Source organism: Ruegeria sp. YTSA064 (assembly GCF_059610325.1).
The window spans coordinates 124,762-149,392 of record NZ_JBXWNK010000005.1 but is presented as its reverse complement, the minus strand read 5'-3'; the positions used below and the strand labels follow the sequence as shown (position 1 = coordinate 149,392).

Sequence of the window (24,631 nt, the reverse complement as noted above, 5' to 3'; positions counted from 1 at the left end):
TAAGCTTTTGGATAACGCACTTTGGCGCGGCGGATGGATGAGCCGGCTCAGAATCGCAAGCGGCCTCGTGCTGTTTGTCTTTGCGTTCTTTCACTTCATCAATATCGGCCTCGGTCTGTTTCACACCGACCTGCTGCACGGGATGCAGGGCGGGCGCAAAGCTGTCAACCGCCATGAGATCGGCAGCATCGTGATATATGGCGCATTGCTGATGCACATGGGTCTCGCGCTGGTCTCGCTTGCGCAGCGCCGTACGCTCAGGATGCCTTTCAGCGTCGCGCTTCAGGTTATTCTTGGCCTGTTGATCCCGCTGCAGCTAGTCTCTCATCTGGTCCAGACCCGCTATGCGCATGAGATTTTCGGGGTGAATGATGAAATGGGGTACATCATCATCCTGATGTGGCCCAGCACCGCGATCTGGTTCCAAAGCCTATTGCTGCTGCTGGTGTGGATTCACGGGTGTATCGGGCTGCATATGTGGCTGCGGCTGACCACATGGTGGCGCGCGCTGGTTCCATATCTGATCGGCATCGCCGTCTTTGTACCGGGCTTTGCCTTCGCCGGTCTTCTTACCGAGGGGCGGCGTATCTGGGCCGATTTTGCTGACCCCGATCTGCGAGAACAGTATATCGAACACTATAACTGGCCCTCGCAAGACGAGTTTCAGGCCCTGTTTGCAGTCAAAGATTATGCGCAGTGGGTATTCTGGGCCGCGCTGGCGCTGACCGGAATGGTCTATCTCGGGCGCAAGCTTTGGCGGCGGCGGCATTCGGTGAGGGTACGCTATGTCAACGGTCCCGAAGTCGTGTCAGAAAAAGGCATGACCCTTTTGGAGATGTCGCGCGCAAACGGCATTCCCCATACTGCGCTATGCGGTGGCAAGGGGCGCTGCACGACCTGTCGTGTTGTGGTTGAAGAAGGCGCCGATCAGTTGCACCCGCCTACCGAAGTCGAAGCCCGCAGTCTGAAAGCCGTCAGCGCGCCCAAAGGTACCCGCCTTGCCTGTCAGATGCGGCCGACCGACCCGCTCACCGTGTTTCGCGTTTTTCGCCCGGACGGTGCGCGCGATCGTGCGCATGCCAGTCAGGGGCAAGAGCGGCAATTGGCAGTTTTGTTTCTGGACATGCGCGGATTCACCGCCCGCACGACCGGGCAATTGCCGTATGACATCGTGTTTCTGTTGAATCGTTTCTTCGACGCAATCGTTCCCGCGATCACCGCGCAGGGCGGAGTGGTTGATAAATATATGGGCGACGGTCTGTTGGCGATGTTCGAAACAGCCAATGCCGCAAGTTCAGCAAGTGCCGGTCTAAGGGCGGCGGCTGGGATCGGGCGGGCATTGGAGCGTTTCAATCAACAGCTTGAAGCAGAAGGCAGCCAGCCCGTACGTATTGGCATGGGCCTGCATCTTGGTGATCTTGTATTGGGCGAAATTGGTGCCGCGAAACACGCGCCGCGCACCATCATAGGAGACGCGGTAAATGTTGCCAGCCGACTAGAGGCCGAAACCAAAGCGCTGGGGGTCGAACTTCTTGTATCGGACAAGGTTCTGGACGCGGCGGGGTTGCAATGTGATCCGCGCGATCTGCGGGAATTCAGCCTGCGGGGTGTCTCTGAACCTGTCCCCGCCCTGCCCGTCAGACACGCAGCCTACCTTGAATCGCAAACCACGCCCCTGGAACAGATTGCCTGAGAATGCGCCTAATGTCTTTGAGCAGCGGGATTTTTTCAATAACCTGAAACAAAAAAACAGAAAATCGTTCCATTTCGGGAAAAAACCGCGCATATCCTCCTTTGTTTCTACCGGTCTATGGACATCGCACCGAGGTCGGGGCAAATGCCTCACTAACACCTCTGTAACAACAGAAAACTACACTGCGATAAGAGATTTCCTATGACGATGCTAAGCAATCTGGCCCCGATCCCTGAATTATACGTTTCTTACGAATCCGCACAAAAACTGAAGGTCGAAGCAGCCGACCTAACCAGTTGGGACCTAAGCCCCCGACAGATCTGCGACTTGGAACTGCTTATGAATGGCGGGTTCAACCCGCTCAAAGGTTTCCTGAGCGAAGCCGACTACGACAACGTGGTCGAAAACATGCGCCTGGCCAATGGGACGCTGTGGCCAATGCCGATCACGCTGGACGTTGATGAGGAATTTGCGGCGACCATCGAACTGGGTCAGGACATTGCCCTGCGTGATCAGGAAGGCGTCATTCTGGGCACCATGACAGTGACCGACCGCTGGACGCCGGACAAGGCACGCGAGGCCGAGAAGGTCTTTGGTGCGGATGATGATGCCCATCCGGCGGTGAACTACCTGCACAACGTGGCAGGCAAGGTTTATTTGGGTGGCCCTATCACTGGCATCCAGCAGCCAGTTCACTATGACTTCAAAGCCCGTCGCGACACGCCAAACGAATTGCGGGCGTACTTCCGCAAAGTTGGCTGGCGTCGGATCGTCGCGTTCCAAACACGCAACCCTTTGCACCGTGCGCATCAGGAATTGACCTTCCGCGCGGCGAAAGAGGCACAGGCCAACTTGCTGATCCATCCCGTGGTTGGCATGACCAAACCGGGTGACGTGGATCATTTCACCCGCGTGCGTTGCTACGAAGCCGTGCTGGACAAATATCCGGCCTCAACAACCTCGATGTCGCTACTGAACCTTGCGATGCGCATGGCTGGCCCGCGCGAGGCAGTCTGGCACGGGTTGATCCGCGCAAATCACGGTTGCACCCATTTCATCGTTGGTCGCGACCACGCCGGTCCGGGCAAAAACTCGGCTGGTGAAGATTTCTATGGCCCCTACGACGCGCAGGACCTGTTCCGAAAATATCAGGACGAGATCGGCGTCGAGATGGTCGACTTCAAACATATGGTTTACGTGCAGGAACGCGCCCAATACGAGCCGAATGACGAGATTCTGGACAAGGACAACGTCACGATCCTGAACATCTCGGGCACGGAACTGCGCCGACGTTTGCGCGAAGGGCTGGAGATTCCGGAATGGTTTTCGTTTCCCGAAGTTGTACAGGAATTGCGCAATCGTTTCCCGCCGCGGTCTCAACAGGGTTTCACAGTGTTCTTCACGGGCTTCTCGGGCTCAGGCAAATCCACAATTGCCAATGCTTTGATGGTCAAACTGATGGAGACCGGGGACCGTCCTGTCACCCTGCTTGACGGGGATATCGTGCGAAAGAACCTGTCCTCTGAGCTGGGCTTCTCAAAAGAGCACCGCGACCTGAACATCCGCCGCATCGGTTATGTGGCCAGCGAGATCACCAAAAACGGCGGTATCGCCATCTGTGCGCCGATTGCACCTTATGCCACCACCCGGCGCGCCGTGCGCGAAGAGATCGAACAATTCGGTGCGTTCTGCGAGGTACATGTGGCCACCAGCATTGAGGAATGCGAGCGCCGCGATCGTAAAGGCCTTTATAAACTCGCACGGGAGGGGAAAATCAAGGAATTTACAGGAATTTCTGACCCTTACGATGTACCTGAAAACCCTGAGCTTAGCGTCGAGACCGAGAATGTCGAAGTCGATAACTGCGCCCATCAGGTTCTGCTGAAACTGGAAAGCATGGGATTGATCGCTGCCGGTTGAGCACCTCGTAAAAGTCACGGCAGCCTCCGTCATTCGGAGGCTGCCACATTCGTCTGAAACACCCCACGTTGCCTGATCTGGTGAAAACCGAATATAGATTGAGCAATCGAATGATCGGGTGTGGTCAGGTCACTGAATGGCGCAGCCTCTGCCAACTATCGCCGGCTTCTGGTACGGTTCGAATTTATCCTGGATCGAGGCGCTTTGCATCCAATCCTATCTCGATAACGGTCACGAGTTCGTTCTATACACCGCCGAACAGATCGATGGTGTACCAGACGGTGCCGTAATTCGCCCTGCATCTGACATACTCTGGCCTGCTCCGTTCGATCTTGAGAATAACGACAGACATCGGATCGCAGTTTTCTCAGACATCTTCCGGCTGCATCTGATGCGGAAAACCAGTTCTATCTGGGTTGATATGGACGCGTACTGCGTCAGGCCATTTGAGTTCGAAGGCCCTTATGTCTTTGGATCCACTTCCTCTGGATCACTTCCCAACGAGGTTCTCCGGCTGCCGAGTGAGTCACAGGCACTGACGCAGATGTTGGAATTTGTGGCGGCCGAAAACCCAACTCAACCATGGCGTGGACCACGCTTGCACCGAAAGAACCGCGATCGTTCCATGCGTGGAGAAACATGGGGGATCGAGACGCTGCCCTGGGGATGTTCCGACCCCAAGGCGCTGACTCATTTCATGAACAAGACGGGTGAGGATCGCCAAGCAAAACCGCCAGATGCGTTTTATCCACTTGAACGGCAAGAGCTTTGGAAACTGCACGCCCCGAACATCGCGCTGACAAAGTTTGAGGGTGAGCGGACCTATTCAGTTCATATCTACGGCCATCAAAAGAAATGGCTCGCAAGTCAAAATGCAGGCCTGCCGCAGAGAGGGTCATATCTGGAAAGGATCTGCGAAAGGCATTCGATTGATCCGGCTTCGCGACCAATCATTCAGGCAGATTGGATGAAGCAGTAAGCTGCGACAGACCCAATGCGCTATGACACCCCGTCAGGCAGGTCCACCTGCCCACGCATCAGCACATGGCCGCGCCCGGCAACTTTGATTCCAGTCATGGCTTGGGAGGGCCCAACCTTCGTAACGCGCGCCTGGCCGGGCCGCCCCATATCGTGCCCCTGCTCAGCGATAAAACAGTCCTTCTTCATCAAATCATATTTCCACAGATAGGCCGCCATCGCGCCAGTCGCCGAACCCGTAAACGGGTCTTCAGAAGGACTTGGCGGCGCCATCAAAAGGCGCGAAAATGTATCACCTTCCGCCGTTGCGCCATCGAGCGTGACCAGAAACGGCTCGGCCATGTCGGACCCCGAGAATCCAGCCCTTTCAGCAATTCTTCCAAGCGAATCCACGTCAAGCTTAGCCGCACGCAGCGCTGCGTGATCGCGCAAAACCGTGATGCAGAACGGCAGCCCGGTCGAAACGAATTGAGGTGGAGAGACAATTGCAGCCTCAGGCAACCCGATAGCAGCAGCAACCAATTCGGCCGGCACCTGATCACCAAATTGCGGAGCGACCTGCGTCATCTCAATTTCATCGCCATTAAGATCGATCGATACGATCCCTGCCCCGGTTTCCAGCGTCAGCGCGTCGCCTTCGAACAGGTCACGCGAACGCATTGCCGCAACGGTTGCGATTGTCGGATGCCCAGCAAACGGGATTTCCCGGCTGGCAAGAAAATATCGGACTCGGACGTCGGCAACATCTGATGGCCCTGTGAAGGTGCATTCAACCAATGAGGTTTCGCGCACGTAAGACATGCAAACCTCATCCGTCAGGCTGGCCCCGCCATGCACGACTGAGCAGCCGTTACCGCCAAAGGCCCGATCACTAAATGCGTCCACCCAGTCAAAATCATACCAGCTCATGATGCACACTCCTGCTTTGCCGACTGCGGCAAGATCACCGTAGTCGAGGCAAATGTCACGTCATTTCAGCAGAGTGCGGAGCCGGTTCAGTGAACGGCCACGGGCGAAAGATCATGCTCCCGTGCAAGCACAAAGGCCAGTTTGCGGTCGGCCACCAAAGCCAGTTGCTGACCATCGGAATCGTGAACCGCATAAAGCTGATCCAAGTCGCCTGCCTGCTCGCGCACGTCGCGCGGCAAATCGGCCACATCGACCGCCTTCACATAGACAATCCGGTTGCCTTCGGTGTTTATCTCAATCGGTGTGTTCATTGCTCTTACCCCTTCTTGATGTTGATTGTCTGAACCACGGTTTCTGGCACGGCGCGGGTCAGATCCACATGCAGCAGACCGTTCTCCATGATCGCCTCGCCCACTTCGACACCATCTGCCAGCACAAACATTCGCTGGAATTGACGGGCCGCGATGCCGCGATGCAGGAAAATGCGCCCTTCACTGTCGTCGCGTTGACGGCCCCGGATCACCAGTTGGCGATCTTCGATGGTAATCGACAGGTCCTCTTCCGCGAAACCGGCCACTGCCAGTGTGATGCGATAGGAAAAATCCGAGGTCTGTTCGATATTATAGGGCGGGTACCCTTCATTTCCGGCCTTTGCAGACCGTTCCAGAAGGCGTTCCAACTGCTCGAACCCCAAAAGATGCGGGTATGAGCCTAAGGTAAGTTTCGACACGTATTTTCGTCCTTCTTTGTCAAAGCGACGTTTTGTGCGGCCCCGTTCTGGCAACCGCGTATTATAGAATATGGGAAGATACAGGGATGTCCACAAGGTCTGGCCGGATAAAGCCTGACACACTATCTTGTGTGTAAAGCACCACATGAGCTACTGAGTCGCCAATGAACGCGCCCACCGATCTTTCGATGAAAACCGATGAAGTCCTGCGTGTTGAGTTGGAGGTTTTTCGCCGCCAGCACCGCGATCTGGACGAGGCAATTGAAGCTCTGCAGGCCAAGGGAACCTCGGACCAGCTGACGATCAAACGACTGAAAAAGCAGAAACTGCGCCTGAAAGACATTATTCGTCTGATCGAAGACCGTTTAACCCCAGATATCATCGCCTGAAGCGCGTGTACCGCATTGCCACATAAGTGGATTTGGCTATAGTGCGCGCTCTTTCCGAAGGCAGGGGCACAGTAGCTATGAGCGATGTGAAAGTAGGGATCATCATGGGCAGCCAGTCCGACTGGCCCACGATGAAAGAGGCCGCCGACATTCTGGATGAATTGGGTATCGCATATGAGGCACGCATCGTCTCGGCTCATCGCACGCCAGACCGTCTTTGGGACTATGGAAAATCCGCTGTTTCGCGCGGCTTAAACGTGATTATCGCAGGTGCGGGCGGCGCAGCGCATTTGCCCGGCATGATGGCGTCAAAAACCCGCGTACCGGTGATTGGTGTGCCTGTGCAGACACGCGCACTGTCGGGCGTGGATTCGCTCTATTCGATCGTGCAGATGCCCAAAGGCTTTCCGGTGGCGACCATGGCGATCGGCTCGGCCGGTGGGGCCAATGCGGGGCTGATGGCTGCGGGAATACTAGCGCTACAGGATGCGGCACTGGCGGATCGGTTGGAGGCTTGGCGCGAGGCGCTCTCGGCCTCGATTCCCGAGGAACCGCAGGGATGAGCCGCATCGGCATCATCGGCACCGGCCACATCGCGGCGCCGATTGCACGATTAATGGCTTCAAAAGGTCATGAAATTTGTGTCACCGAGCGCAACGCGCAGGTTTCCGAGGCCTTGAAGGCAGAGCTTGGAGTCGGCGTCGGCACTCCGCAGGAGGTACTTGATGGCTCAGACATCGTGTTCCTCTGCCTGCGCCCACATATTGCAGAAGACGTTCTAAGCCCGCTGACCTTTCGCTCTGATCAGCAGATCGTATCTGTGATGGCTGCGGTGCCTCAGACCCAGCTTGCAACACTATGCGCTCCAGCATCAAATTTCGTGCAGACCATCCCGTTGGGATTTTTGCAGACCGGAGGATGCCCACTCGCCGCCTACGGCAATGATCGCTTGCTGGCCGAGTTATTTGAGCCAGAAAACCCCGTGGTAAAAGTCGCTGACGAGACGGCATTGAACGCCCATTTCGCAATCTGCGCCATGGTGCCAGGCCTACTGGATCTGATGGCAACCGGTGCAGGATGGCTGGCCGAGCAAACCGGCGACGAACACGGTGCCGAGTTCTACACCACTCAACTGATGTCAGGTTTCCTTGAAGCCACGCAGAAAGGGCAAGCGGGTCAATTGGCTACAGAGCGCGACGCACTTGCGACCGAAGGCACGCTAAGCCTTCAGATGACAGATACCTTGCAGTCCGAGGGCGCGCATGATGCTTTGCGCAGCGCTCTTACAGCGATTGGCAAACGATTGGAGACGTAACGATGGCAGATATGCTCCCGACCGGTGCAACGATCGGAATACTGGGCGGTGGCCAGCTGGGCCGTATGCTGTCGGTCGCCGCAGCACGACTGGGCTTCAAGGCTCATATCTTTGAACCAGGTACGAACCCGCCCGCCGGACAGGTGGCGGATCGTGTCACAACCGCTGCGTATGATGATGAGAACGCTCTCAAGGCCTTTGCGGAATCGGTAGACGTCATCACCTATGAATTCGAAAACATCCCCACTCAGGCGCTGGATCTGCTTGAAGCACATCGCCCAATCCGCCCCGGCCGTGAGGCGCTGCGGGTCAGTCAGGACCGGCTGACTGAGAAGACCTTTCTGCGAGGTCTGGGCCTTAAAACTGCGCCCTTTGCAGACATTACCGATCTGAACAGTCTGCAGGCTGCAATTGATGAAATCGGCACCCCTGCGATCCTGAAAACCCGCCGCTTTGGATATGACGGCAAAGGGCAAGCCCGCCTGCGTACACCCGACGACGCCGAGGCAGCTTTGGGTGATATGGCAGGTGCGCCGTCCATTCTGGAAGGGTTCGTGGAATTCAGCCATGAAGTGTCGGTTATCGCAGCGCGTGGCCTCGACGGTCAGGTCGCCTGTTTCGATCCCGGAGAGAACGTGCATCGTGACGGTATCCTGCATACGACCACAATCCCAGCACGCCTGTCTCCGGCGCAACGAACAGACGCTGTTTTACTCGCAGCCAATATCCTGAACGCGCTGGATTATGTTGGCGTGATGGGAGTTGAACTGTTCGTGACGCCTGAAGGCTTAATCGTGAACGAAATCGCGCCTCGGGTTCACAACTCGGGTCATTGGACGCAGAATGGTTGTGCCGTAGATCAGTTCGAGCAACATATTCGAGCAGTGACAGGTTGGCCACTGGGCGACGGGCAAAGGCACTCGGACGTTGTGATGGAGAACTTAATAGGTCACGACATGGACCGCGTGCCCGAGCTTGCGCGTGAGCGGGATATCGCGCTGCATCTCTACGGCAAGACCGACGTCAAGGTGGGCCGCAAGATGGGGCATTTCAATCGTATCGTGCGTTAGAAGTAATCGCGCTGTCGCTCGATGCCTCTGGCGGGGATATTTTTAGCCCGATGAAGCTGGGATCAGCTTAGAAACCGCGTAGCGACATCGCCGGACATGTAGCTGACGCGCCCACCTGACAAAGTGGCCGCAACACGTTGGGTTGCTGCATCCAATATTACAAGATCAGCGCGTTTTCCGGGCTGCAGTACTCCACGATCCTTGAGGCCCAGAACTTCTGCGGGACCCGAAGAAACCAAAGCCCAAGCATTTGTGAGATCCAGCAAACCGGATTTAACCAGCATCAACGCAGCACGGCGTGGGCTGGGGTAGTGGTAATCCGATGCCAGCGCATCACACAGACCCATTGTGATCAGGTCCAAAGCACTGGCATTCCCTTTATGCGAACCGCCACGAACGACGTTTGGCGAACCGAGAATGATGTGATCCCCACCCGCTCTGGCGGCTTCGGCGGCTTCAAGCGTTTCGGGGAATTCCGAGATCATGACACCGCGATCGCGCCAGACCGTACGATCCTGAGAAGTGGAGTCATCATGGCTGCCCAGTCGTATGCCTCGTTCTGTGAGTTTAACGCAAAGCCCATCCAACGCAGCTGGCACCTCGGTACTGCGTGCGTGCATTGATAGCAGCATATCAAAATGGGTTTCCGGATTACGCCCCGCCTTCAACGCCTGCCCCGTCAGACGCGGTGGTTTGCGCCCTTCCGCCAACCGATCATGAGGCAGATGATCGTTTAGGACCACGTAGGGGACCTGCCAGCTTTCAATGAGCTCTGGCAGCCCCTCATAGTCGTCCAGCATATGGGTTTCAAAGCGTAGCTGTGGGATCAGATCTGTCACCACATCATCACGGACCGCCGCGATGGCCTCGAAGACTTGCCCGGCAAATTCTGGTCCGCGCACGCCACCTTCCCAACTGTGAAACTGCGCCAGAACAGCGGTCGTAATTCCGTTTGCCGCCAATTCCGCCTCAACCGACAAAATGCCCTCTGCCATCTGCTTCATCGCGCCACGACGCGGTGCGATATGGCGTTCGAACCCGTCGCCATGCAGATCTATGATCCCGGGCAGAACAAAATAGCCCGACAAATCAATCTGCCTCCCTGCCCTGCCCGACTGTACAAGACCGTCTGCGATGGACAATTCACCGCTCGTAAGCCCATTCTCCGGCATCAGAACATCTGCGCCGGTCAATGTCAGTTCCAATGAGCTCATTGAGTGCGCTCCGATTCGGGTTCCGAGCAATCTTCGCCCAGACAGATCTGATCGATGATATCCATCACCCCATCAAGCCATGTGATCTGGGGATCAAACTGTCCGAATTCGATAAAATGCAGGGTCTGCGCCATGACGCGTGGGTTATTCATCATGAACGTATGGGTAACCGGCAGGACAATATGATCTGACATACCCTCAACCTTGGTAGTCTCAATTGAGACCTTGCCGTCATCGGGCCCGTCAATAAGAGACGAAAAAAGCGGATTTAAAGAATTCTCTCCCGCAATCACCCCCAGATCGAAGTCGACAGGCGGCAAGCGGCGCGGAATGCCCTCGGGGCCTGTTCCCAATGCCAGACCGGCGGGTCCATTCAGAAAACCGAACACCTCCCAAGCGCCAAGCTCATCTACCAGTTGGCTGCCTTGGTTCGGGGGGCCAAGCATAACGACGCGCCCAAGTTTCTCGGGTTCATTATCCTGCAACCAATACCGTAACAGAATGCCTCCCATCGAATGGGCCACGACGTTCACCGTGTCGTCACCACAGGCCTCGAAAGCATCGGGCAATGTCTGGTTGGCGAGCTCGGGTATCGGCAAATCTGTCGATGGGTAACCCGGCCTGATTACCGTATAGTCATGGGCATGGAAAAGCTGCTCCATGACGGTAAACGAAGCCTCGGTACGCGCAAGCCCGTGGAGCAGCACGACGCATTTCGCCTGTACCGCCAAGGGAGCAATAGTAAGAAAGATCGCTGCTACAAACTTCATACCCGCCAAATAAGACTTAACCAAAGTTGAGAAAACCCCTAGTCGCCGCGCCGCCGCGTCACTGCCAGCGCAATTCCGCCCAGCACAAAACTTGCTCCTAGCAACAGCCGTAGGTTCGCAAACTCTGATAGCAGAATGATACCGGCGGCAATGGCGATGACCGGAACGCTGAGTTGTACGATCGCGGCGACAGCAGGCGAAAGCTGCGGCACAACGCGATACCACAGTGCATAGCCCAGACCGGACGTGACGCCTCCGGATAACGCCGCCAATACATAGCCTAGCGTCGTCATATGCCAGTCACTGCCCATTAGGAACAAGGCGAGTGCCGTAAATGGCAAAGCCACAATGAAGTTTGCAGCAGTTCCCGACAACGCGTCTGGTTCTGATCGCCCAGAGATGGAATAGATAGCCCATCCAATCCCGGCAGCCGTCATCATACTCGCACCCAACGGATCGACCTGCACCGGCCCGGCAGGCCAAAGGACAAATACCAGACCGCCCAGCGCAACCCCGGCACCCAGTAGCTGCCGCATCATGGGTACCGAGCCAGTCAAAGCCCCGATGGCGAACATCGTGATCTGCACCACTCCAAACAGGATCAATGCGCCAAGCCCTGCATCGAGCGTCAGATAGGCGACCGAGAATCCGATCATGTAGAGTAATAGCGACCCTGCCCCAGCTATGCGCCGGCGGCTAAACACTGGGATTGTGCCGCCTCGCATAGCCACCAGTGCAGCCAAAACCAAAGCACCAGACAATACTCGGACGACCGCAAATCCCGCCGGATCACTGGCACCGCTATCAATCGCGAGCCGATTTAGGATCGAGTTTGCCGCGAAGGCGCACATGGTCAGTGAGGTCAAAAGAAACAGGCGCATATCAACGGCATAGAGGTTTCAACGCGGTTTGCACACTCACTTTTCTGCGCGAACACAGCACGCGGCTCGCCGTGTTTATCAGCGCAAACTAAAACGGGGCCGCCCAAAGGCGACCCCGTCGATAAGCACTATGGCCCAAGCAGCTTACATCATGCCGCCCATGCCGCCCATGTCGGGCATGCCGCCGGCAGGTGCCGCGCCTTCTTTGGCGGGCTTGTCAGCAACCATTGCTTCGGTAGTGACCAGCAGGCCAGCAACCGATGCCGCATCTTCCAGAGCGGTACGGACAACTTTGGCCGGATCGATAACGCCGAACGAGAACATGTCGCCATATTCTTCGGTCTGAGCGTTGAAGCCGAATGCTGCGTCGTCGCTTTCGCGAACCTTACCCGCAACAACCGCACCGTCAACACCTGCGTTCTCGGCGATCTGGCGCAACGGCGCTTCGATTGCCTTGCGAACGATGTTGATGCCTGCGTCCTGATCGGCGTTTGCACCTTCCAGAGATTCCAGCACCTTGCCCGCCTGAACCAGCGATACACCACCGCCAACAACAACGCCTTCCTGTACGGCAGCGCGCGTTGCGTTCAGAGCATCGTCCACACGGTCCTTACGCTCTTTCACTTCAACTTCGGTCATGCCGCCGACGCGGATAACGGCAACACCGCCTGCCAGTTTGGCAACGCGCTCTTGCAGCTTCTCCCGGTCGTAGTCCGACGAGGTTTCTTCGATCTGAGTGCGGATCTGTGCAACACGTGCTTCGATCTCGGCTTTCTCGCCAGCACCGTCGACGATGGTGGTTTCGTCTTTGGTGATTTCGATCTTCTTGGCGGTGCCCAGCATGTCCATGGTGACGGACTCGAGCTTCATGCCCAGATCTTCGCTGATAACCTGACCGCCGGTCAGGATCGCGATGTCCTGCAGCATGGCTTTACGGCGATCGCCGAAGCCCGGTGCTTTGACAGCAGCAATTTTCAAGCCGCCGCGAAGTTTGTTGACAACCAGAGTTGCCAGCGCTTCGCCTTCAACATCTTCAGCAATGATCAGCAGAGGCTTCTGCGACTGGATCACTTGTTCCAGCAGCGGAACCATCGGCTGCAGCGAGGACAGTTTCTTTTCGTGCAGCAGGATCATGCAGTCGTCCAGATCTGCGATCATCTTGTCTGCGTTGGTGACGAAGTAAGGCGACAGGTAGCCACGGTCGAACTGCATACCTTCGACAACATCGGTCTCGGTTTCCAGACCTTTGTTTTCTTCGACGGTGATAACGCCTTCGTTGCCAACCTTCTGCATTGCGTCTGCGATCTGCTGGCCAATTTCGGCTTCGCCGTTGGCCGAGATGGTGCCAACCTGAGCAACTTCTGCGCTGTCTTTAACTTCACGCGAGGCGTCTTTGATGCCTTCAACAACCTTGGCAGTTGCCAGGTCGATGCCGCGCTTCAGGTCCATCGGGTTCAGGCCAGCAGCAACCTGCTTCAGACCTTCGCGAACGATGGCTTGTGCCAGAACGGTTGCAGTGGTGGTGCCGTCGCCGGCTTCGTCATTGGTGCGGCTGGCGACTTCTTTCACCATCTGCGCGCCCATGTTTTCGAACTTGTCTTCCAGTTCGATTTCCTTGGCAACCGAAACACCGTCTTTGGTGATGCGCGGTGCGCCGAAGGATTTGTCCAGAACCACGTTACGGCCTTTGGGGCCCAGGGTCACTTTAACAGCATCGGCCAGAACATTCACACCGGCCAGCATGCGGTTACGGGCATCGGTGTCAAATTTGACGTCCTTTGCAGACATGTTGTCTCTCCTTGAGAAAATGTATTGAGATGAAGATCAGAGAAAGCGCTTGGGCTTACTCGATGATCCCCATGATGTCGCTTTCTTTCATCATCAGCAGCTCTTCGCCGTTGACCTGAACCTCGGTGCCCGACCATTTGCCGAACAGGATCTTGTCACCAGCTTTTACAGCCATCGCGATCAGTTCGCCGCTGTCCTTGCGCGCGCCTTCGCCGGTTGCGACGACTTCGCCTTCGCTGGGCTTTTCTTTTGCGCTATCGGGAATAATCAGACCACCAGCGGTTTTCTCTTCGCTTTCTACGCGACGAACCAGCACACGGTCGTGAAGCGGTTTCAATGCCATCTTTGCAGCTCCTTGGGCTCAAAGTTTGTTTATCCTCCCCTCGCCGACTGACGAGGCGTTAGCACTCGGGTCTCATGAGTGATAACGACGCATAGCTAGGGAGTAACCCAAAGTGAGTCAACAAGCTGCATGAATATTTTTTGCAGCTTAAAGAATCCAGAGTAATTGGTTTACTCAAAACCCCGGCAGACTATTCTGGTCGCACCCTAGATTGAGGCGGAAACTTTGATGTCTAGATGCCAGTTCCTTGCCGCCGCGAATGTGCTTTCACTTGCTCTGATCATCTGTTTCGCCGCTACGGCGCAGGCCCAAACCCTTATCCAAAACACCCGATTATGGGAGCACCGCTTGGACGCGCGAATTGGCGTCCTTCTGTATGAAACTGACGCTGCTTGGGAAGTCTCGCATCGGGCCGATGAGCTGTTCCCGATGTCCAGTACATTCAAGCCACTCTTGTGCGGCGCGATTTTGGCAGGTGTGGATTCTGGTGCAGTAGACCTGTCAGAAAATGTGGCAATTCAGACATCAGACCTTGTGGAATACTCACCTGTTACAAGCGAACACGTTGAGACGGGAATGACAATTGGTGCGTTATGTCAGGCAACCATGACAATCAGCGACAACGCAGCGGCCAACCTCTTGTTAAAACAACTGGGCGGGCCAGCCGGGCTGACCGAGTTCCTCCGGGCAACGGGCGACGGCACTACACGCCTGGATCGTTGGGAGACTGCCCTGAACGAAGCCACCCCTGGCGACCCGCGTGATACAACGACACCACGGGCAATACTGGAGACAATAGAACGGCTGTTATTCGACGAGGTGCTTTCACCCGCCTCAGCCGCGCAGCTTGGGCAATGGATGATTGATGATCAGGTGGCCGACGGGCTTATCCGCGCTCATCTGCCAAAAAGTTGGATAATTGGGGACAAAACCGGAGCAGGAAGTTACGGCAGCCGCGCGATCATCGCCTTTTTGCAGACACCTGAACCACGAACATATATGGCAGCCATCAATCTGACTGAAAGCGATGCGTCATTTCCTGAACGCAACGCGGTGCTCTCGGACATTGGCCAAGCGATGATCGCCGAGATTAGCGCACGGATTGACCGATCACCTTCAGCACGCCGCAAGTCGGCTATTCCGCTTCTTCCCAGCTATATGCCCAATGTTTCAATCCTTCGACCCCCGAGGCAGATAGGGCATATACGCCTTTCTCCACCTTCTCGAACCAGCCGTAGTGGTTGTCATACATCAGGCGCGTGGCCGTTTGGACCCCTGTCGCCTTTGCCACCGTTGCCCCTTTGACCGCGCCATGTTCAGCCAGATGTGCCGCGCATTTAAGCGCATCTTGCCGATAGGCCGTTACAATCCCGTGCCGCGTGGCTCCGCCTGCATTCGGATCGCCCTGCAGCCTTTCAAACTCGCGCAGCAACCGCTTGGCTTTCACCTTGTCTTTACGTGGCGCATACGGGCCAGGATCGCAATGAACCTCGACCGTACCATCCGGGCGCACGGTGATCAGGCCGAGGCCCAAACGGCGACACATCGCCAGATTGTCCTTCAAAGCCCGCCGCGCCATTCGCCCCTTGGGCTTACAGACCCCGATGTAGACTTGATCGGTCACTTTCAGGCGCGTGATGGCCTGATGAAACAGCGCAAGGCTAAAGCGCAGTTTGAGTTCGACAATCACCAAGTCTTCGCCATCGCGTACGGCCATGATATCGGCAGCGCCGACCTCTCCTTTCACGGTATACCCCTGTCGTTCCAACAACGCTTTGATTGGGGGATAGAGATCTTGCTCGAGCTTCATAAGGCCATGCTATGCGGTTTCGCGCAGATTGCCAGCCGCTGCTTGATAACAAACCACGTTGCAGGCCGTAAGAAGGCAGGGGTATGAATTGGGCATCGTCGCAAGCTGCGGAAGGAATCCAATGCGTCTGCTCAGCATCTGTCTTTGCCTATTATTTCCAATCACCGCGCAAGCAGCCTGTGAGGGGCGAGATCTGAGGCTTGATCTGTCGACAGACGCTCAGGCCGAGCTGGACGAGACGCTTCGCGCTATTCCATTTCCGGAAGGCAATCACTGGATCGCCACGAAGGACAACACTGTGCTCCATTTGATCGGCACTCTGCACACCAACGATGCGCGAATGGGTCCAGTGGTTGATAGATTGGCGCCAATCCTGAGCCAGGTCGACGCGTTCTACTTTGAAGTTACAAAGACAGAAATGGAGGCTTTCGAGAAAGATCTGGCCGAGGACCTAAGCCCGGTATTGATCACCTCGGGGCCTACCTTGATTGATCTGATGTCAGAAGAAGATTGGGCCGCGTTGTCGGAAACGCTGGCTGATCGCGGGATTCCCAGTTGGATGGCTGCGAAGATGCGCCCCTGGTTCCTGAGCATGATGCTTGGCATTCCGCCCTGCCTGATGAACACCCCAGATTTCGATCGGGGCATGGATACGCGCTTGACCGAATTGGCCGATGAACATCAAATTCCTCAGTATTCGCTCGAACGTATCGAGGACCTGATTGTCATGTTCGACAGTCATTCGTTGGAAGATCAGGTTGCCTCGCTGACCCGGATGTCAGGCGCACTCGCGGCGGGTGACGATCAAATGATCACCATGGCGAATGCGTATATCGAGGAACAGCACGCTGCAATCATGGAATTGGCAAAGATACAGGGGCTTGAAGCATCAGGACTGACACCCGAGGAGTTTAACGCCGAATGGCAGAGTTTTGAGGATCAGCTTCTGGTACAGCGCAACGCAAATTGGATGGAAATAATTTTGAGCCTGAAGGATCAGACCGCAGTCATCGCTGTTGGGGCCGGACATCTAAGCAATGACTACGGCTTGCTAAACCAGTTGCAACATGCGGGATACACTTTGGAGCGCGCTGAATTCTAGGAAATCAGACCAAGGGTCGCAGCACCTTTCCTTCCGGGTGACATCCGGGATTGACCACCCTATAAGGCGCGCAAATCCACATTCCTCAGGACACGCGACATGACAACGCTAGTTATTGGCCATAAATCTCCCGACACCGATTCCACCGGCTCTCCGATCCTGTGGTCCTGGTATCTGAACGAAGTGAAGGGTGAGCAGGCCCAGCCTGCATTGCTGGGTGAGCCCAACACGGAAGCGGCGTTCATGCTGGAACGCTGGGACCTGCCCAAGCCGCAGATCATCGAAGACGTGGCTGAAGATGCACCCGTTATCATCGTCGACACCAACAACCCGGCCGAGCTGCCCGCCAGCATCAACAGCGCCGACATCCGCGCGATTATCGACCACCACAAGCTGGTTGGCGGACTTGAAACCAAAGGCCCGATCGATATCACCGTGCGCCCACTGGCCTGCACGGCAACCCTCATGGTCGACCTGATGGGTGACGATGCCGCCAAGATGCCTGACGCCATCAAAGGTGCAGCGCTGACCTGCATCTTGTCGGACACGCTGGAGTTCCGCTCACCCACCACCACCGCCCATGATCGTGCCGTGGCCGAGAAATTGGCGGCTGAGCTTGGTCTGGATGTCTCGGCCTACGCCGCCGACATGTTTGCAGCGAAATCGGATGTCTCGTCTTTCTCGGACGCCGAACTGATCCGCATGGACAGCAAGGAATACGAAGTCGACGGCACCAAGTTCCGGGTCTCGGTTCTGGAAACAACAGCACCCGGCGTCGTGCTGGATCGCAAGGACAGCATCTTAAGCGCGATGACCGATGTGGCCAAAGAAGACGGCGTTGATCAGGTGTTGCTGTTCGTGGTCGACATTCTGAACGAACAGGCGACCCTGCTGGTTCCAAACGATCTGGTCAAAGGTGTCGCCGAGAAAAGCTTTGGCGCAACTGTGGATGGCGACGCGGTTGTCCTGCCGGGCATCATGAGCCGGAAAAAGCAGATCATTCCAAACCTCAAAGTCTGAGTTTAGATCATCAAAGGCGCTCGAACCGGGCGCCTTTCTTTTTGCGAGGCTCTGCCTCGCGCTCCGGGATATTTGTGGCCAGATGAACAAGGGAATCCTGTTCCCTTCAGCACGCCCAAAGCGGGACCTCTGGCAAATCTGGCCGGGCTCTGCCATAGGCTTGGTATCTTGCATTCCCTGTTCCACGAGGCGCGCCATGACCCAAATCGTTTCTTCACTTGCGGAAATCTCCGACAGGTACAAAGCGCTGTTCGTTGATTTGTGGGGGTGCGTTCACAACGGAATCACCGCCTACCCCGAGGCCGTGGCTGCCCTGCAAGCTTATCGGCAAAAAGGCGGCACTGTGGTTCTGGTGACCAACTCTCCCAAGCCCCGAGCCGGTGTTGCAGTGCAGCTAACGCAATTCAACGTACCTGCGGACGCCTATGACACCATCGCGACCAGTGGCGATTCGGCACGTTCTGCGATGTATCGCGGGACGGTTGGTGAAAAAGTCTACTTCATGGGCGAATGGCAACGTGACGCGGGATTTTTTGAACCTCTGAAACTGCTGGATCATCCTATCCATATCGAGCGCGTGGCGCTGGACGAAGCTGAAGGCATTGTGTGCTGCGGCCCGTTCGACCCGATGGCAGACCCGGATGTAAACCGGCCCGACTTTCTGTATGCCAAGCAGAAAGGATTGAAACTGCTTTGCGCCAACCCTGATATCGTCGTGGACCGAGGCGAAACACGCGAGTGGTGCGCAGGAGCTTTAGCCCGGCTTTACAGTGAGATGGGAGGTGAAAGCCTGTATTTCGGCAAGCCGCACCCGCCGATCTATGATCTGGCACGAAGAAGGCTACAAGCAATCGGAGTCGACGCCTCGGATTCCGAGATACTGGCGATTGGTGACGGGCCCCAGACAGACATCGCGGGGGGCATGGGTGAAGGCATTGACACCTTGTTCATCACCGGGGGACTGGCCGCTGCTGAAACCAAAACCGCACATCACCCGGATGAGGATGCATTGCGGGTCCATAACGAAAAAGAACAGATTAACCCAACCTTCTCGATTGGCCGTTTGAGATAGCAAAAAAGACTTGATTTTCTGCGACTGCGAAGTAATAAAGTTGCCGACGAGCGCCAAAAGATAGTCTTTTGTTGCTCTTTCGATCTCGGATGAGGGCAGCATGTTGGACAACCTTCCACGCGGAACGATTTGTATCGAAGACATCGAAATGGGAATGTCACGACACTTGCGTAAAGTGGTGACCGATGAAGACATTGAGATGTTTGCTCAGGTTTCGACCGATCGCAATCCGGTTCATCTGGATGATGACTATGCCCGCGATACGATTTTCGAAGGACGCATTGCGCATGGCATGCTGACCGCTGGCCTGATCTCTGCCGTGATCGGGGAGCAGCTGCCCGGACATGGAACCGTGTACATGGGACAGTCGCTCAAGTTCCTGGCCCCGGTGCGTCCGGGTGACATGGTTTATGCCGAGGTCAAGGTGATCGATATCGATTTCTCCAAACGTCGGGTTAAGCTGGATTGTCACTGCGCAGTCGACGGTAAGAAAGTGCTGGTGGGTGAGGCCATGGTGCTGGCACCAAGCCGCAAGTTCGACTGATCACGCAGCTTAGCCGATCTGCGGCTTGAACCTTACGGGCAGTCCCGCTAGGCAATCCTCATGCAGATCATTCGTGACTTCCAGTTTGTCGAGCCAGAAGATCGTGGTGCCAGCGTCGCCATTGGAAACTTTGACGGCGTCCATTTAGGGCATCAATCCGTCATTGAACTTGCGCGCAATGCTGAATTGAATGCACCCTTGGGGGTCATGACCTTCGAGCCGCATCCACGAGAGTATTTTGCCCCAGAGGCTCCGCCCTTTCGTCTGATGCGCGGCAATGCACGCGCGCACCGGCTGGAAAAGCTCGGCGTGCAGAAGCTTTATGAACTTCCCTTCAATTCGGCGCTGGCGGGAATGACCCCTGAAGCTTTCGCCAGAAACGTCATATGTGATGGTCTGGGGCTGTCTCATGTTGTCGTAGGCGCTGACTTTTGTTTCGGCAAAGGACGCAGCGGCAACCCTCAGGACCTGGTTCGCTTCGGCGAAGTGATGGGGTTCGGTGTAACCATCGCGCCCCTGTTGGAGCGAACCGAGAATGTGGTTTCATCGACCGCAATCCGTACAGCTTTGACCGAAGGGCGTCCACGCGATGCGGCAACAATGCTGGGACACTGGCACCGGATTGAGGGTGTGGTCATTGGAGGCGAGCAACGCGGACGAGACTTGGGATATCCGACAGCCAATATGTCGATCGAAGGGCTGCACCCTCCGAGATTCGGTGTTTATGCAGTTCTGGTCGACGTCCTGGATGGCCCGCATCAGGGCAGCTATCACGGGGCGGCATCGGTCGGGACCCGGCCCATGTTTCAAGGTGAGGTTCCCAACATCGAAACATTCCTGTTCGATTTCTCAGGCGATCTCTACGGTGCCACACTGTCCGTTGGTCTGGTCGACTATCTGCGGCCCGAAATGACATTCGACGGCCTTGACGGGTTGATCTCGCAGATGGATGCCGACTGCGCGCGCGCGAGAGAGATATTGGCCAATACATGACCAAGGACCCAATCGATCGAGCTGGCCTCGTGCACCGGTTCTGGGAACGCAAGCCGCTGCGCAAGATGAACCAGCGTGAGTGGGAGGCCCTGTGCGATGGCTGCGGCAAATGCTGCCTGAACAAACTGGAAGACGAAGATACTGGCGAGGTCGCCCTGACATGTGTTGCCTGCCGTCTTTTGGATGACGAATCCTGCCGATGCACACAGTACGACATCCGGCACCAGTTTGTGCCTGAATGCATCGTCATGACACCCGACAACATCGACAGTCATGCCTATTGGTTGCCCCAGACCTGCGCCTACCGACTGCTGTGGGAAGGCAAACCGCTTTACGACTGGCACCCTTTGGTATCAGGTACGCCAGACAGCGTTCATACCGCCGGAGTTTCCGTGCAGGGGCGAACCGTATCTGAATTCGAAACACCCATGGAAGAATGGGAAGACTACATCATCGAGGAGCCGAGCTGATGCATTTTGCCTCTGACAATTCCGGGCCTGTTCATCCCGAAGTTCTGACCGCGTTGGCCGAGGCCAATCAGGACTATCAGATGGCTTACGGCGCGGACACTCTGATGAATGAAGTGCGAGACCAGATCCGAGGTATTTTCGAAGCTCCGGGTGCCGCGGTCTATCTGGTCGCTACGGGAACGGCGGCGAATTCACTGGCGTTGGCGACGCTGAGCAAGCCGTGGGAAACCGTATTCTGCTCACCCGTCGCTCATATTCATGAGGATGAGTGCAACGCGCCCGAATTCTACACCGGCGCAAAGCTAACACTGGTGCCGGGTGGCGACAAAATGACACCCGAAGCGTTGACCAAGTCCATTGAGGGGGAAGAAACCCGCGGCGTTCATGGTCCTCAACGCGGGCCTGTCTCGATCACTCAGGTGACCGAGCGCGGCTCGGTTTACTCGCTGGCCGAACTACAAGCCCTATGTGGTGTTGCCAAATCTTTTGGATTGCCAGTGCATTTGGATGGCGCTCGTTTCACCAACGCTCTGGTTGCCCTAAATTGCTCACCCGCTGAGATGACATGGAAAGCCGGTGTTGATGCGGTCAGTTTTGGCGGCACCAAAAACGGGCTGATGGGAGTCGAGGCCGTAATCTTCTTCGACGAAAGCAAAGCATGGGAATTCGAGTTGCGACGTAAGCGCGGTGCGCACCTGTTTTCCAAGCACCGTTACCTTTCGGCCCAAATGGCCGCCTACCTAAAGGATGATCTGTGGTTGAAATCTGCCCACAAGGCCAATGCCAACTGCGCGCGTCTGGCGGACGGGTTGCGAGCGGTCGGCGCAGAGTTCCTGCATGAACCCCAAGCCAACATGGTATTCGCCAGCTTCCCCCGCGGCCAGCACAAGCGCCTGCACGAGGCAGGCGCTGTCTATCATCTGTGGGGCGACACGCTGGCGGGTGAAGACGAAAGCGAGATGCTGGCCTGCCGCCTGGTTTGCGACTGGTCCATCGGAACCGAACAGATCGACCAGTTTCTAAGCCTTCTTTAGTCGGGCGCGTCTGCCCGGCTATTTCATCTCAGCGAGATGACGGTCCAGGTCGTCAAGACGGTCTTGACCCCAGAACCTTTGACCGTCCGGTGTGATATAAAACGGCGCGCCGAATACACCACGATCCACGGCCTCTTCAAGATTGGCGGCATAGGTTTCCGCACCTACCAGAAGACCGCTATCGGCAATACTTGGATTAAACCCGGCCTGTTCCAGGCAATCGCGGATAACGCCATCGTCGGCGATGTCCTTTTCTTCTGCCCAGCACGCTCGCAGGAAAGAATGGCACAGCTTTCCGACATCCCCTGATCCATCCTGAATGGCCGCAATCACGGCATATGAGGACGGCGCCATATTCGTAGGCCAGTGCGCGGGTTGCAGGTTCAGCGGCATATCCAGATTACGCGCTTGGCGTACCAGTTCCTGCGCGCGGTATTCGATACGTGAGATATGCCGATCTTTTGGAGGCACTCCCCCGGTTCGGCCGAACAGAGCAATGATATCCAGCGGTTTATAATTGATCGTCGCACCATGCTTGGCTGCAATCTCTTCAAGTCGCATCCCCGCTAGGTAGGAATAGGGCGAGAGTGTCGCAAAAAAGTAGTCAATCTGGGCCATGTTCACTTTCTCCGCTGCGTTATCTTTGCGGGACGGTAGACCCATGCTAAGCGGTGTCAACATCACGAATCTGTCACATTGCCACTGCTGCCCGGGGAAAATCAGCCGATGCCGACACTTCACGAACCCAAGCTTATCGCTGGGAACGCCAATCTTCCGCTTGCCGAAACCATTGCCCGCCGCATGAGCCTACATCGCGGCGTTGACCAGGGACTGGTCGATGCGCGGGTCGAACGGTTCAACGACGGCGAGATTTTCGTTGAGGTATTCGAGAACGTGCGCGGCGAGGATATGTTCATCATCCAGCCGACCTCGAATCCGGCCAATGACAACCTGATGGAGTTGCTGATCATTGCCGATGCCCTGCGCCGTTCGTCCGCGGCCCGCATCACTGCTGTGATCCCCTATTTCGGCTATGCCCGACAGGACCGCCGCACTAAAGCGCGCACACCAATAAGTGCCAAGCTGGTGGCTAACATGCTGACTGGCGCAGGGATCGAGCGTATCCTTACGATGGATCTGCACGCCGCCCAGATTCAGGGCTTTTTCGACATGCCGGTGGACAATCTCTATGCCTCACCAATCTTTGCCCTGGATGTGAAGAAGCAATTCAAAGATCAGATGGACGATCTGATGGTGGTCTCGCCAGATGTTGGCGGAGTAGCGCGCGCCCGCGAATTGGCCAAACGTATCAACGCTCCGTTGTCGATCGTTGACAAGCGCCGCGAAAAAGCCGGTGAAATTGCTGAGATGACAGTAATCGGCGACGTCAAAGACAAGATCTGCCTGATCGTGGACGACATCTGCGATACAGCTGGTACACTATGTAAAGCTGCCCAGGTTCTCATAGATAATGGCGCCAAAGAGGTGCATTCCTATATCACACATGGCGTCATGAGCGGACCTGCAGTTGAACGTGTAACCAATTCGGTCATGAAGTCTTTGGTGCTTTCGGACACAATCCAACCAACAGCCGAGATCGAAAAGGCCGCAAATATCCGCATCGTACCTACGGCTCCGATCTTCACGCAGGCGATCCTGAATATCTGGAACGGCACCAGCGTTTCATCCCTATTTGAGGATAAGACGCTGACCCCGATTTACGAGTCGCTCTATCACATGGACTAATCAGCAAAGCTGCTGACCACAGCTTCTGCCATTTGATATCTTGACGGCCTGCTACTCGGCGACCGTCATGATTTCATCCAACGGCTTTTTCATCTTTGCCACTTTCGGTACCTTCGCATCTTCACTAGGATGACCAACCGCAACGATCATGATCGGTTTTTCGTGATCAGGGCGATCCAATAGTTTATTAAGGAATTTCATAGGGTTGGGTGTATGGGTCAGGGAGACCAACCCAGCGTGATGTAATGCCGTTAGCAGGAAGCCAGTCGCAATACCTGTACTCTCAGGCACATAGTAATTCTTGAACCGTACCCCATCGTCGAAATGGCCCCATCTCTGAGCGAATATCACAATTAACCACGGCGCATCTTCAAGGTGCGGCTTCTGGTCATTTGTCCCAATCGGTTCCAGCGCTTTCAGCCATTCATCCCCGGCACCGCCATCATAGAACTTGCGTTCCTCTTCTTCCGCTTCCTCACGAATTCGGCGCTTCATCTCGGGATTTGAAATTGCGACGAAGTGCCAAGGCTGATGATTAGCCCCTGATGGGGCGGTTCCTGCGGCCCGAATACACTCTTCAATGACTGCGCGTGACACAGGGCGGTCCGAATAATCCCGTACGGTATGGCGACGCTTCATCTTGTCATAAAATGCCAGCGCCTCACTCAACATCTCGTCATCCGGCATGTCCATACGATCAGGCAGATTCAAAGCTTTGTATTCAATGTGCTCGCGTGCAAACACCGGCAAAGTCCTCCGTATCCATCGCGCGTCGCAGGCGCTTTTTCCGTTATGGTACGGCTGTCAAAAAGGTGCAATCTCCTCTTACGTGCAATACGG

The 24,631-nt window shown here is 56.0% G+C and carries 26 protein-coding genes and 1 pseudogene; 16 read left to right on the top strand and 11 right to left on the bottom strand.

Annotated features, from left to right (window positions below):
• Positions 1-37 precede the first annotated feature (37 nt).
• From AC2FI7_RS09270 to AC2FI7_RS09260, 3 genes are all read left to right on the top strand, one after another.
• Positions 38-1,693: an adenylate/guanylate cyclase domain-containing protein gene (locus AC2FI7_RS09270; RefSeq protein WP_010441793.1), complete on the top strand. Its 1,656-nt coding sequence runs from the start codon at positions 38-40 to the stop codon at positions 1,691-1,693.
• A gap of 201 nt (positions 1,694-1,894) precedes the next feature.
• Positions 1,895-3,613: a bifunctional sulfate adenylyltransferase/adenylylsulfate kinase gene (locus AC2FI7_RS09265; protein ID WP_496815821.1), complete on the top strand. Its 1,719-nt coding sequence runs from the start codon at positions 1,895-1,897 to the stop codon at positions 3,611-3,613.
• Positions 3,614-3,749: 136 nt separating this feature from the next.
• Positions 3,750-4,592: a glycosyltransferase family 32 protein gene (locus tag AC2FI7_RS09260; protein WP_010441791.1), complete on the top strand. Its 843-nt coding sequence runs from the start codon at positions 3,750-3,752 to the stop codon at positions 4,590-4,592.
• A gap of 20 nt (positions 4,593-4,612) precedes the next feature.
• Here the strand turns inward: AC2FI7_RS09260 and AC2FI7_RS09255 are convergent, their stop codons facing one another.
• The 3 genes from AC2FI7_RS09255 to AC2FI7_RS09245 form a co-directional block, all read right to left on the bottom strand.
• The gene (locus tag AC2FI7_RS09255) at positions 4,613-5,500 is read right to left on the bottom strand and encodes a PhzF family phenazine biosynthesis protein (protein ID WP_010441790.1); all 888 of its coding nucleotides are present in this window, start codon (positions 5,498-5,500) and stop codon (positions 4,613-4,615) included.
• Positions 5,501-5,586: 86 nt separating this feature from the next.
• A complete protein-coding gene (locus AC2FI7_RS09250) occupies positions 5,587-5,811 on the bottom strand; it encodes a DUF1150 family protein (RefSeq protein ID WP_010441789.1) in 225 nt (74 codons plus the stop codon).
• 5 nt (positions 5,812-5,816) lie between these two features.
• A complete protein-coding gene (locus tag AC2FI7_RS09245) occupies positions 5,817-6,230 on the bottom strand; it encodes an Hsp20 family protein (protein ID WP_010441788.1) in 414 nt (137 codons plus the stop codon).
• Positions 6,231-6,394: 164 nt separating this feature from the next.
• Here AC2FI7_RS09245 and AC2FI7_RS09240 point away from each other — a divergent pair, with 164 nt between their 5' ends.
• The 4 genes from AC2FI7_RS09240 to AC2FI7_RS09225 all read left to right on the top strand — a co-directional run bounded on the left by AC2FI7_RS09240 (position 6,395) and on the right by AC2FI7_RS09225 (position 9,004).
• The gene (locus AC2FI7_RS09240) at positions 6,395-6,619 is read left to right on the top strand and encodes a YdcH family protein (RefSeq protein WP_010441787.1); all 225 of its coding nucleotides are present in this window, start codon (positions 6,395-6,397) and stop codon (positions 6,617-6,619) included.
• A gap of 77 nt (positions 6,620-6,696) precedes the next feature.
• Complete coding sequence (purE, locus tag AC2FI7_RS09235) at positions 6,697-7,182, top strand: 5-(carboxyamino)imidazole ribonucleotide mutase (protein ID WP_010441786.1); 486 nt, start codon at positions 6,697-6,699, stop codon at positions 7,180-7,182.
• Complete coding sequence (locus AC2FI7_RS09230) at positions 7,179-7,934, top strand: NAD(P)-binding domain-containing protein (protein WP_480455559.1); 756 nt, start codon at positions 7,179-7,181, stop codon at positions 7,932-7,934. The genes purE and AC2FI7_RS09230 overlap by 4 nt, the downstream gene beginning before the upstream one ends.
• A gap of 2 nt (positions 7,935-7,936) precedes the next feature.
• Complete coding sequence (locus tag AC2FI7_RS09225) at positions 7,937-9,004, top strand: 5-(carboxyamino)imidazole ribonucleotide synthase (RefSeq protein ID WP_010441784.1); 1,068 nt, start codon at positions 7,937-7,939, stop codon at positions 9,002-9,004.
• 62 nt (positions 9,005-9,066) lie between these two features.
• Here AC2FI7_RS09225 and AC2FI7_RS09220 read toward each other — a convergent pair whose 3' ends face one another.
• From AC2FI7_RS09220 to groES, 5 genes are all read right to left on the bottom strand, one after another.
• Positions 9,067-10,218, bottom strand: a complete 1,152-nt coding sequence (locus AC2FI7_RS09220; RefSeq protein WP_010441783.1) for an alpha-D-ribose 1-methylphosphonate 5-triphosphate diphosphatase — start codon at positions 10,216-10,218, stop codon at positions 9,067-9,069.
• A complete protein-coding gene (locus tag AC2FI7_RS09215) occupies positions 10,215-10,988 on the bottom strand; it encodes an alpha/beta hydrolase (RefSeq protein WP_010441782.1) in 774 nt (257 codons plus the stop codon). The genes AC2FI7_RS09220 and AC2FI7_RS09215 overlap by 4 nt, the downstream gene beginning before the upstream one ends.
• 38 nt (positions 10,989-11,026) lie before the next feature.
• On the bottom strand, positions 11,027-11,869 hold the full coding sequence (locus tag AC2FI7_RS09210) for a DMT family transporter (RefSeq protein ID WP_010441781.1): 843 nt from the start codon (positions 11,867-11,869) through the stop codon (positions 11,027-11,029).
• Positions 11,870-12,013: 144 nt separating this feature from the next.
• Positions 12,014-13,657 carry a chaperonin GroEL gene (gene groL / locus AC2FI7_RS09205; protein ID WP_010441780.1) on the bottom strand — a complete coding sequence of 548 codons (1,644 nt, stop codon included), beginning with the start codon at positions 13,655-13,657 and terminating at the stop codon, positions 12,014-12,016.
• A 55-nt stretch (positions 13,658-13,712) separates the two neighbouring features.
• A complete protein-coding gene (gene groES / locus AC2FI7_RS09200) occupies positions 13,713-14,000 on the bottom strand; it encodes a co-chaperone GroES (protein WP_010441779.1) in 288 nt (95 codons plus the stop codon).
• Between the two features lie 228 nt (positions 14,001-14,228).
• On the opposite strand from groES, the pseudogene bla reads away from it, so the two are divergent.
• Positions 14,229-15,083: pseudogene (bla, locus tag AC2FI7_RS09195) on the top strand (class A beta-lactamase); the annotation flags it as partial.
• Between the two features lie 52 nt (positions 15,084-15,135).
• Here the strand turns inward: bla and AC2FI7_RS09190 are convergent.
• Entirely contained in the window at positions 15,136-15,810 is a 675-nt protein-coding gene (locus tag AC2FI7_RS09190; protein ID WP_496815816.1) for a DUF2161 domain-containing phosphodiesterase, read from the bottom strand.
• A gap of 121 nt (positions 15,811-15,931) precedes the next feature.
• On the opposite strand from AC2FI7_RS09190, the gene AC2FI7_RS09185 reads away from it, so the two are divergent.
• The 7 genes from AC2FI7_RS09185 to AC2FI7_RS09155 all read left to right on the top strand — a co-directional run bounded on the left by AC2FI7_RS09185 (position 15,932) and on the right by AC2FI7_RS09155 (position 22,045).
• Positions 15,932-16,912, top strand: a complete 981-nt coding sequence (locus tag AC2FI7_RS09185; protein WP_496815814.1) for a TraB/GumN family protein — start codon at positions 15,932-15,934, stop codon at positions 16,910-16,912.
• Between the two features lie 99 nt (positions 16,913-17,011).
• Complete coding sequence (locus AC2FI7_RS09180) at positions 17,012-17,932, top strand: manganese-dependent inorganic pyrophosphatase (protein ID WP_496815813.1); 921 nt, start codon at positions 17,012-17,014, stop codon at positions 17,930-17,932.
• 196 nt (positions 17,933-18,128) lie between these two features.
• On the top strand, positions 18,129-19,004 hold the full coding sequence (locus AC2FI7_RS09175) for a TIGR01459 family HAD-type hydrolase (RefSeq protein WP_010441773.1): 876 nt from the start codon (positions 18,129-18,131) through the stop codon (positions 19,002-19,004).
• A 100-nt stretch (positions 19,005-19,104) separates the two neighbouring features.
• Complete coding sequence (locus tag AC2FI7_RS09170; RefSeq protein ID WP_010441772.1) at positions 19,105-19,548, top strand: MaoC family dehydratase; 444 nt, start codon at positions 19,105-19,107, stop codon at positions 19,546-19,548.
• 60 nt (positions 19,549-19,608) lie between these two features.
• On the top strand, positions 19,609-20,541 hold the full coding sequence (locus AC2FI7_RS09165; protein ID WP_010441771.1) for a bifunctional riboflavin kinase/FAD synthetase: 933 nt from the start codon (positions 19,609-19,611) through the stop codon (positions 20,539-20,541).
• Complete coding sequence (locus AC2FI7_RS09160; RefSeq protein ID WP_010441770.1) at positions 20,538-21,011, top strand: YcgN family cysteine cluster protein; 474 nt, start codon at positions 20,538-20,540, stop codon at positions 21,009-21,011. The genes AC2FI7_RS09165 and AC2FI7_RS09160 overlap by 4 nt, the downstream gene beginning before the upstream one ends.
• On the top strand, positions 21,011-22,045 hold the full coding sequence (locus AC2FI7_RS09155; RefSeq protein WP_010441769.1) for a threonine aldolase family protein: 1,035 nt from the start codon (positions 21,011-21,013) through the stop codon (positions 22,043-22,045). Before AC2FI7_RS09160 ends, AC2FI7_RS09155 begins: the two co-directional genes overlap by 1 nt.
• An 18-nt stretch (positions 22,046-22,063) precedes the next feature.
• Here AC2FI7_RS09155 and AC2FI7_RS09150 read toward each other — a convergent pair whose 3' ends face one another.
• Positions 22,064-22,663, bottom strand: coding sequence for a 2-hydroxychromene-2-carboxylate isomerase (locus AC2FI7_RS09150; protein ID WP_010441768.1), 600 nt, complete (start codon positions 22,661-22,663; stop codon positions 22,064-22,066).
• Positions 22,664-22,771: 108 nt separating this feature from the next.
• On the opposite strand from AC2FI7_RS09150, the gene AC2FI7_RS09145 reads away from it, so the two are divergent.
• Positions 22,772-23,791: a ribose-phosphate pyrophosphokinase gene (locus AC2FI7_RS09145; RefSeq protein ID WP_010441767.1), complete on the top strand. Its 1,020-nt coding sequence runs from the start codon at positions 22,772-22,774 to the stop codon at positions 23,789-23,791.
• A 51-nt stretch (positions 23,792-23,842) separates the two neighbouring features.
• Here the strand turns inward: AC2FI7_RS09145 and AC2FI7_RS09140 are convergent, their stop codons facing one another.
• Positions 23,843-24,535 carry a nitroreductase family protein gene (locus tag AC2FI7_RS09140; RefSeq protein WP_010441766.1) on the bottom strand — a complete coding sequence of 231 codons (693 nt, stop codon included), beginning with the start codon at positions 24,533-24,535 and terminating at the stop codon, positions 23,843-23,845.
• Between the last annotated feature and the right edge of the window lie 96 nt (positions 24,536-24,631).

Excerpts from the sequence above, each read along its gene's own strand:
- groL (WP_010441780.1), bottom strand. The coding sequence starts at position 13,657 with ATGTCTGCAAAGGACGTCAAATTTGACACCGATGCCCGTAACCGCATG.
- AC2FI7_RS09190 (WP_496815816.1), bottom strand. The coding sequence starts at position 15,810 with ATGAAGCTCGAGCAAGATCTCTATCCCCCAATCAAAGCGTTGTTGGAA.
- AC2FI7_RS09220 (WP_010441783.1), bottom strand. The coding sequence starts at position 10,218 with ATGAGCTCATTGGAACTGACATTGACCGGCGCAGATGTTCTGATGCCG.
- purE (WP_010441786.1), top strand. The coding sequence starts at position 6,697 with ATGAGCGATGTGAAAGTAGGGATCATCATGGGCAGCCAGTCCGACTGG.
- AC2FI7_RS09240 (WP_010441787.1), top strand. The coding sequence starts at position 6,395 with ATGAACGCGCCCACCGATCTTTCGATGAAAACCGATGAAGTCCTGCGT.
- AC2FI7_RS09230 (WP_480455559.1), top strand. The coding sequence starts at position 7,179 with ATGAGCCGCATCGGCATCATCGGCACCGGCCACATCGCGGCGCCGATT.
- groES (WP_010441779.1), bottom strand. The coding sequence starts at position 14,000 with ATGGCATTGAAACCGCTTCACGACCGTGTGCTGGTTCGTCGCGTAGAA.
- AC2FI7_RS09250 (WP_010441789.1), bottom strand. The coding sequence starts at position 5,811 with ATGAACACACCGATTGAGATAAACACCGAAGGCAACCGGATTGTCTAT.
- AC2FI7_RS09265 (WP_496815821.1), top strand. The coding sequence starts at position 1,895 with ATGACGATGCTAAGCAATCTGGCCCCGATCCCTGAATTATACGTTTCT.
- AC2FI7_RS09255 (WP_010441790.1), bottom strand. The coding sequence starts at position 5,500 with ATGAGCTGGTATGATTTTGACTGGGTGGACGCATTTAGTGATCGGGCC.
- AC2FI7_RS09270 (WP_010441793.1), top strand. The coding sequence starts at position 38 with ATGAGCCGGCTCAGAATCGCAAGCGGCCTCGTGCTGTTTGTCTTTGCG.
- AC2FI7_RS09160 (WP_010441770.1), top strand. The coding sequence starts at position 20,538 with ATGACCAAGGACCCAATCGATCGAGCTGGCCTCGTGCACCGGTTCTGG.
- AC2FI7_RS09215 (WP_010441782.1), bottom strand. The coding sequence starts at position 10,988 with ATGAAGTTTGTAGCAGCGATCTTTCTTACTATTGCTCCCTTGGCGGTA.
- AC2FI7_RS09155 (WP_010441769.1), top strand. The coding sequence starts at position 21,011 with ATGCATTTTGCCTCTGACAATTCCGGGCCTGTTCATCCCGAAGTTCTG.
- AC2FI7_RS09145 (WP_010441767.1), top strand. The coding sequence starts at position 22,772 with ATGCCGACACTTCACGAACCCAAGCTTATCGCTGGGAACGCCAATCTT.
- AC2FI7_RS09150 (WP_010441768.1), bottom strand. The coding sequence starts at position 22,663 with ATGGCCCAGATTGACTACTTTTTTGCGACACTCTCGCCCTATTCCTAC.
- AC2FI7_RS09185 (WP_496815814.1), top strand. The coding sequence starts at position 15,932 with ATGCGTCTGCTCAGCATCTGTCTTTGCCTATTATTTCCAATCACCGCG.
- AC2FI7_RS09260 (WP_010441791.1), top strand. The coding sequence starts at position 3,750 with ATGGCGCAGCCTCTGCCAACTATCGCCGGCTTCTGGTACGGTTCGAAT.
- AC2FI7_RS09170 (WP_010441772.1), top strand. The coding sequence starts at position 19,105 with ATGTTGGACAACCTTCCACGCGGAACGATTTGTATCGAAGACATCGAA.
- AC2FI7_RS09225 (WP_010441784.1), top strand. The coding sequence starts at position 7,937 with ATGGCAGATATGCTCCCGACCGGTGCAACGATCGGAATACTGGGCGGT.
- AC2FI7_RS09175 (WP_010441773.1), top strand. The coding sequence starts at position 18,129 with ATGACCCAAATCGTTTCTTCACTTGCGGAAATCTCCGACAGGTACAAA.
- AC2FI7_RS09165 (WP_010441771.1), top strand. The coding sequence starts at position 19,609 with ATGCAGATCATTCGTGACTTCCAGTTTGTCGAGCCAGAAGATCGTGGT.
- AC2FI7_RS09180 (WP_496815813.1), top strand. The coding sequence starts at position 17,012 with ATGACAACGCTAGTTATTGGCCATAAATCTCCCGACACCGATTCCACC.
- AC2FI7_RS09210 (WP_010441781.1), bottom strand. The coding sequence starts at position 11,869 with ATGCGCCTGTTTCTTTTGACCTCACTGACCATGTGCGCCTTCGCGGCA.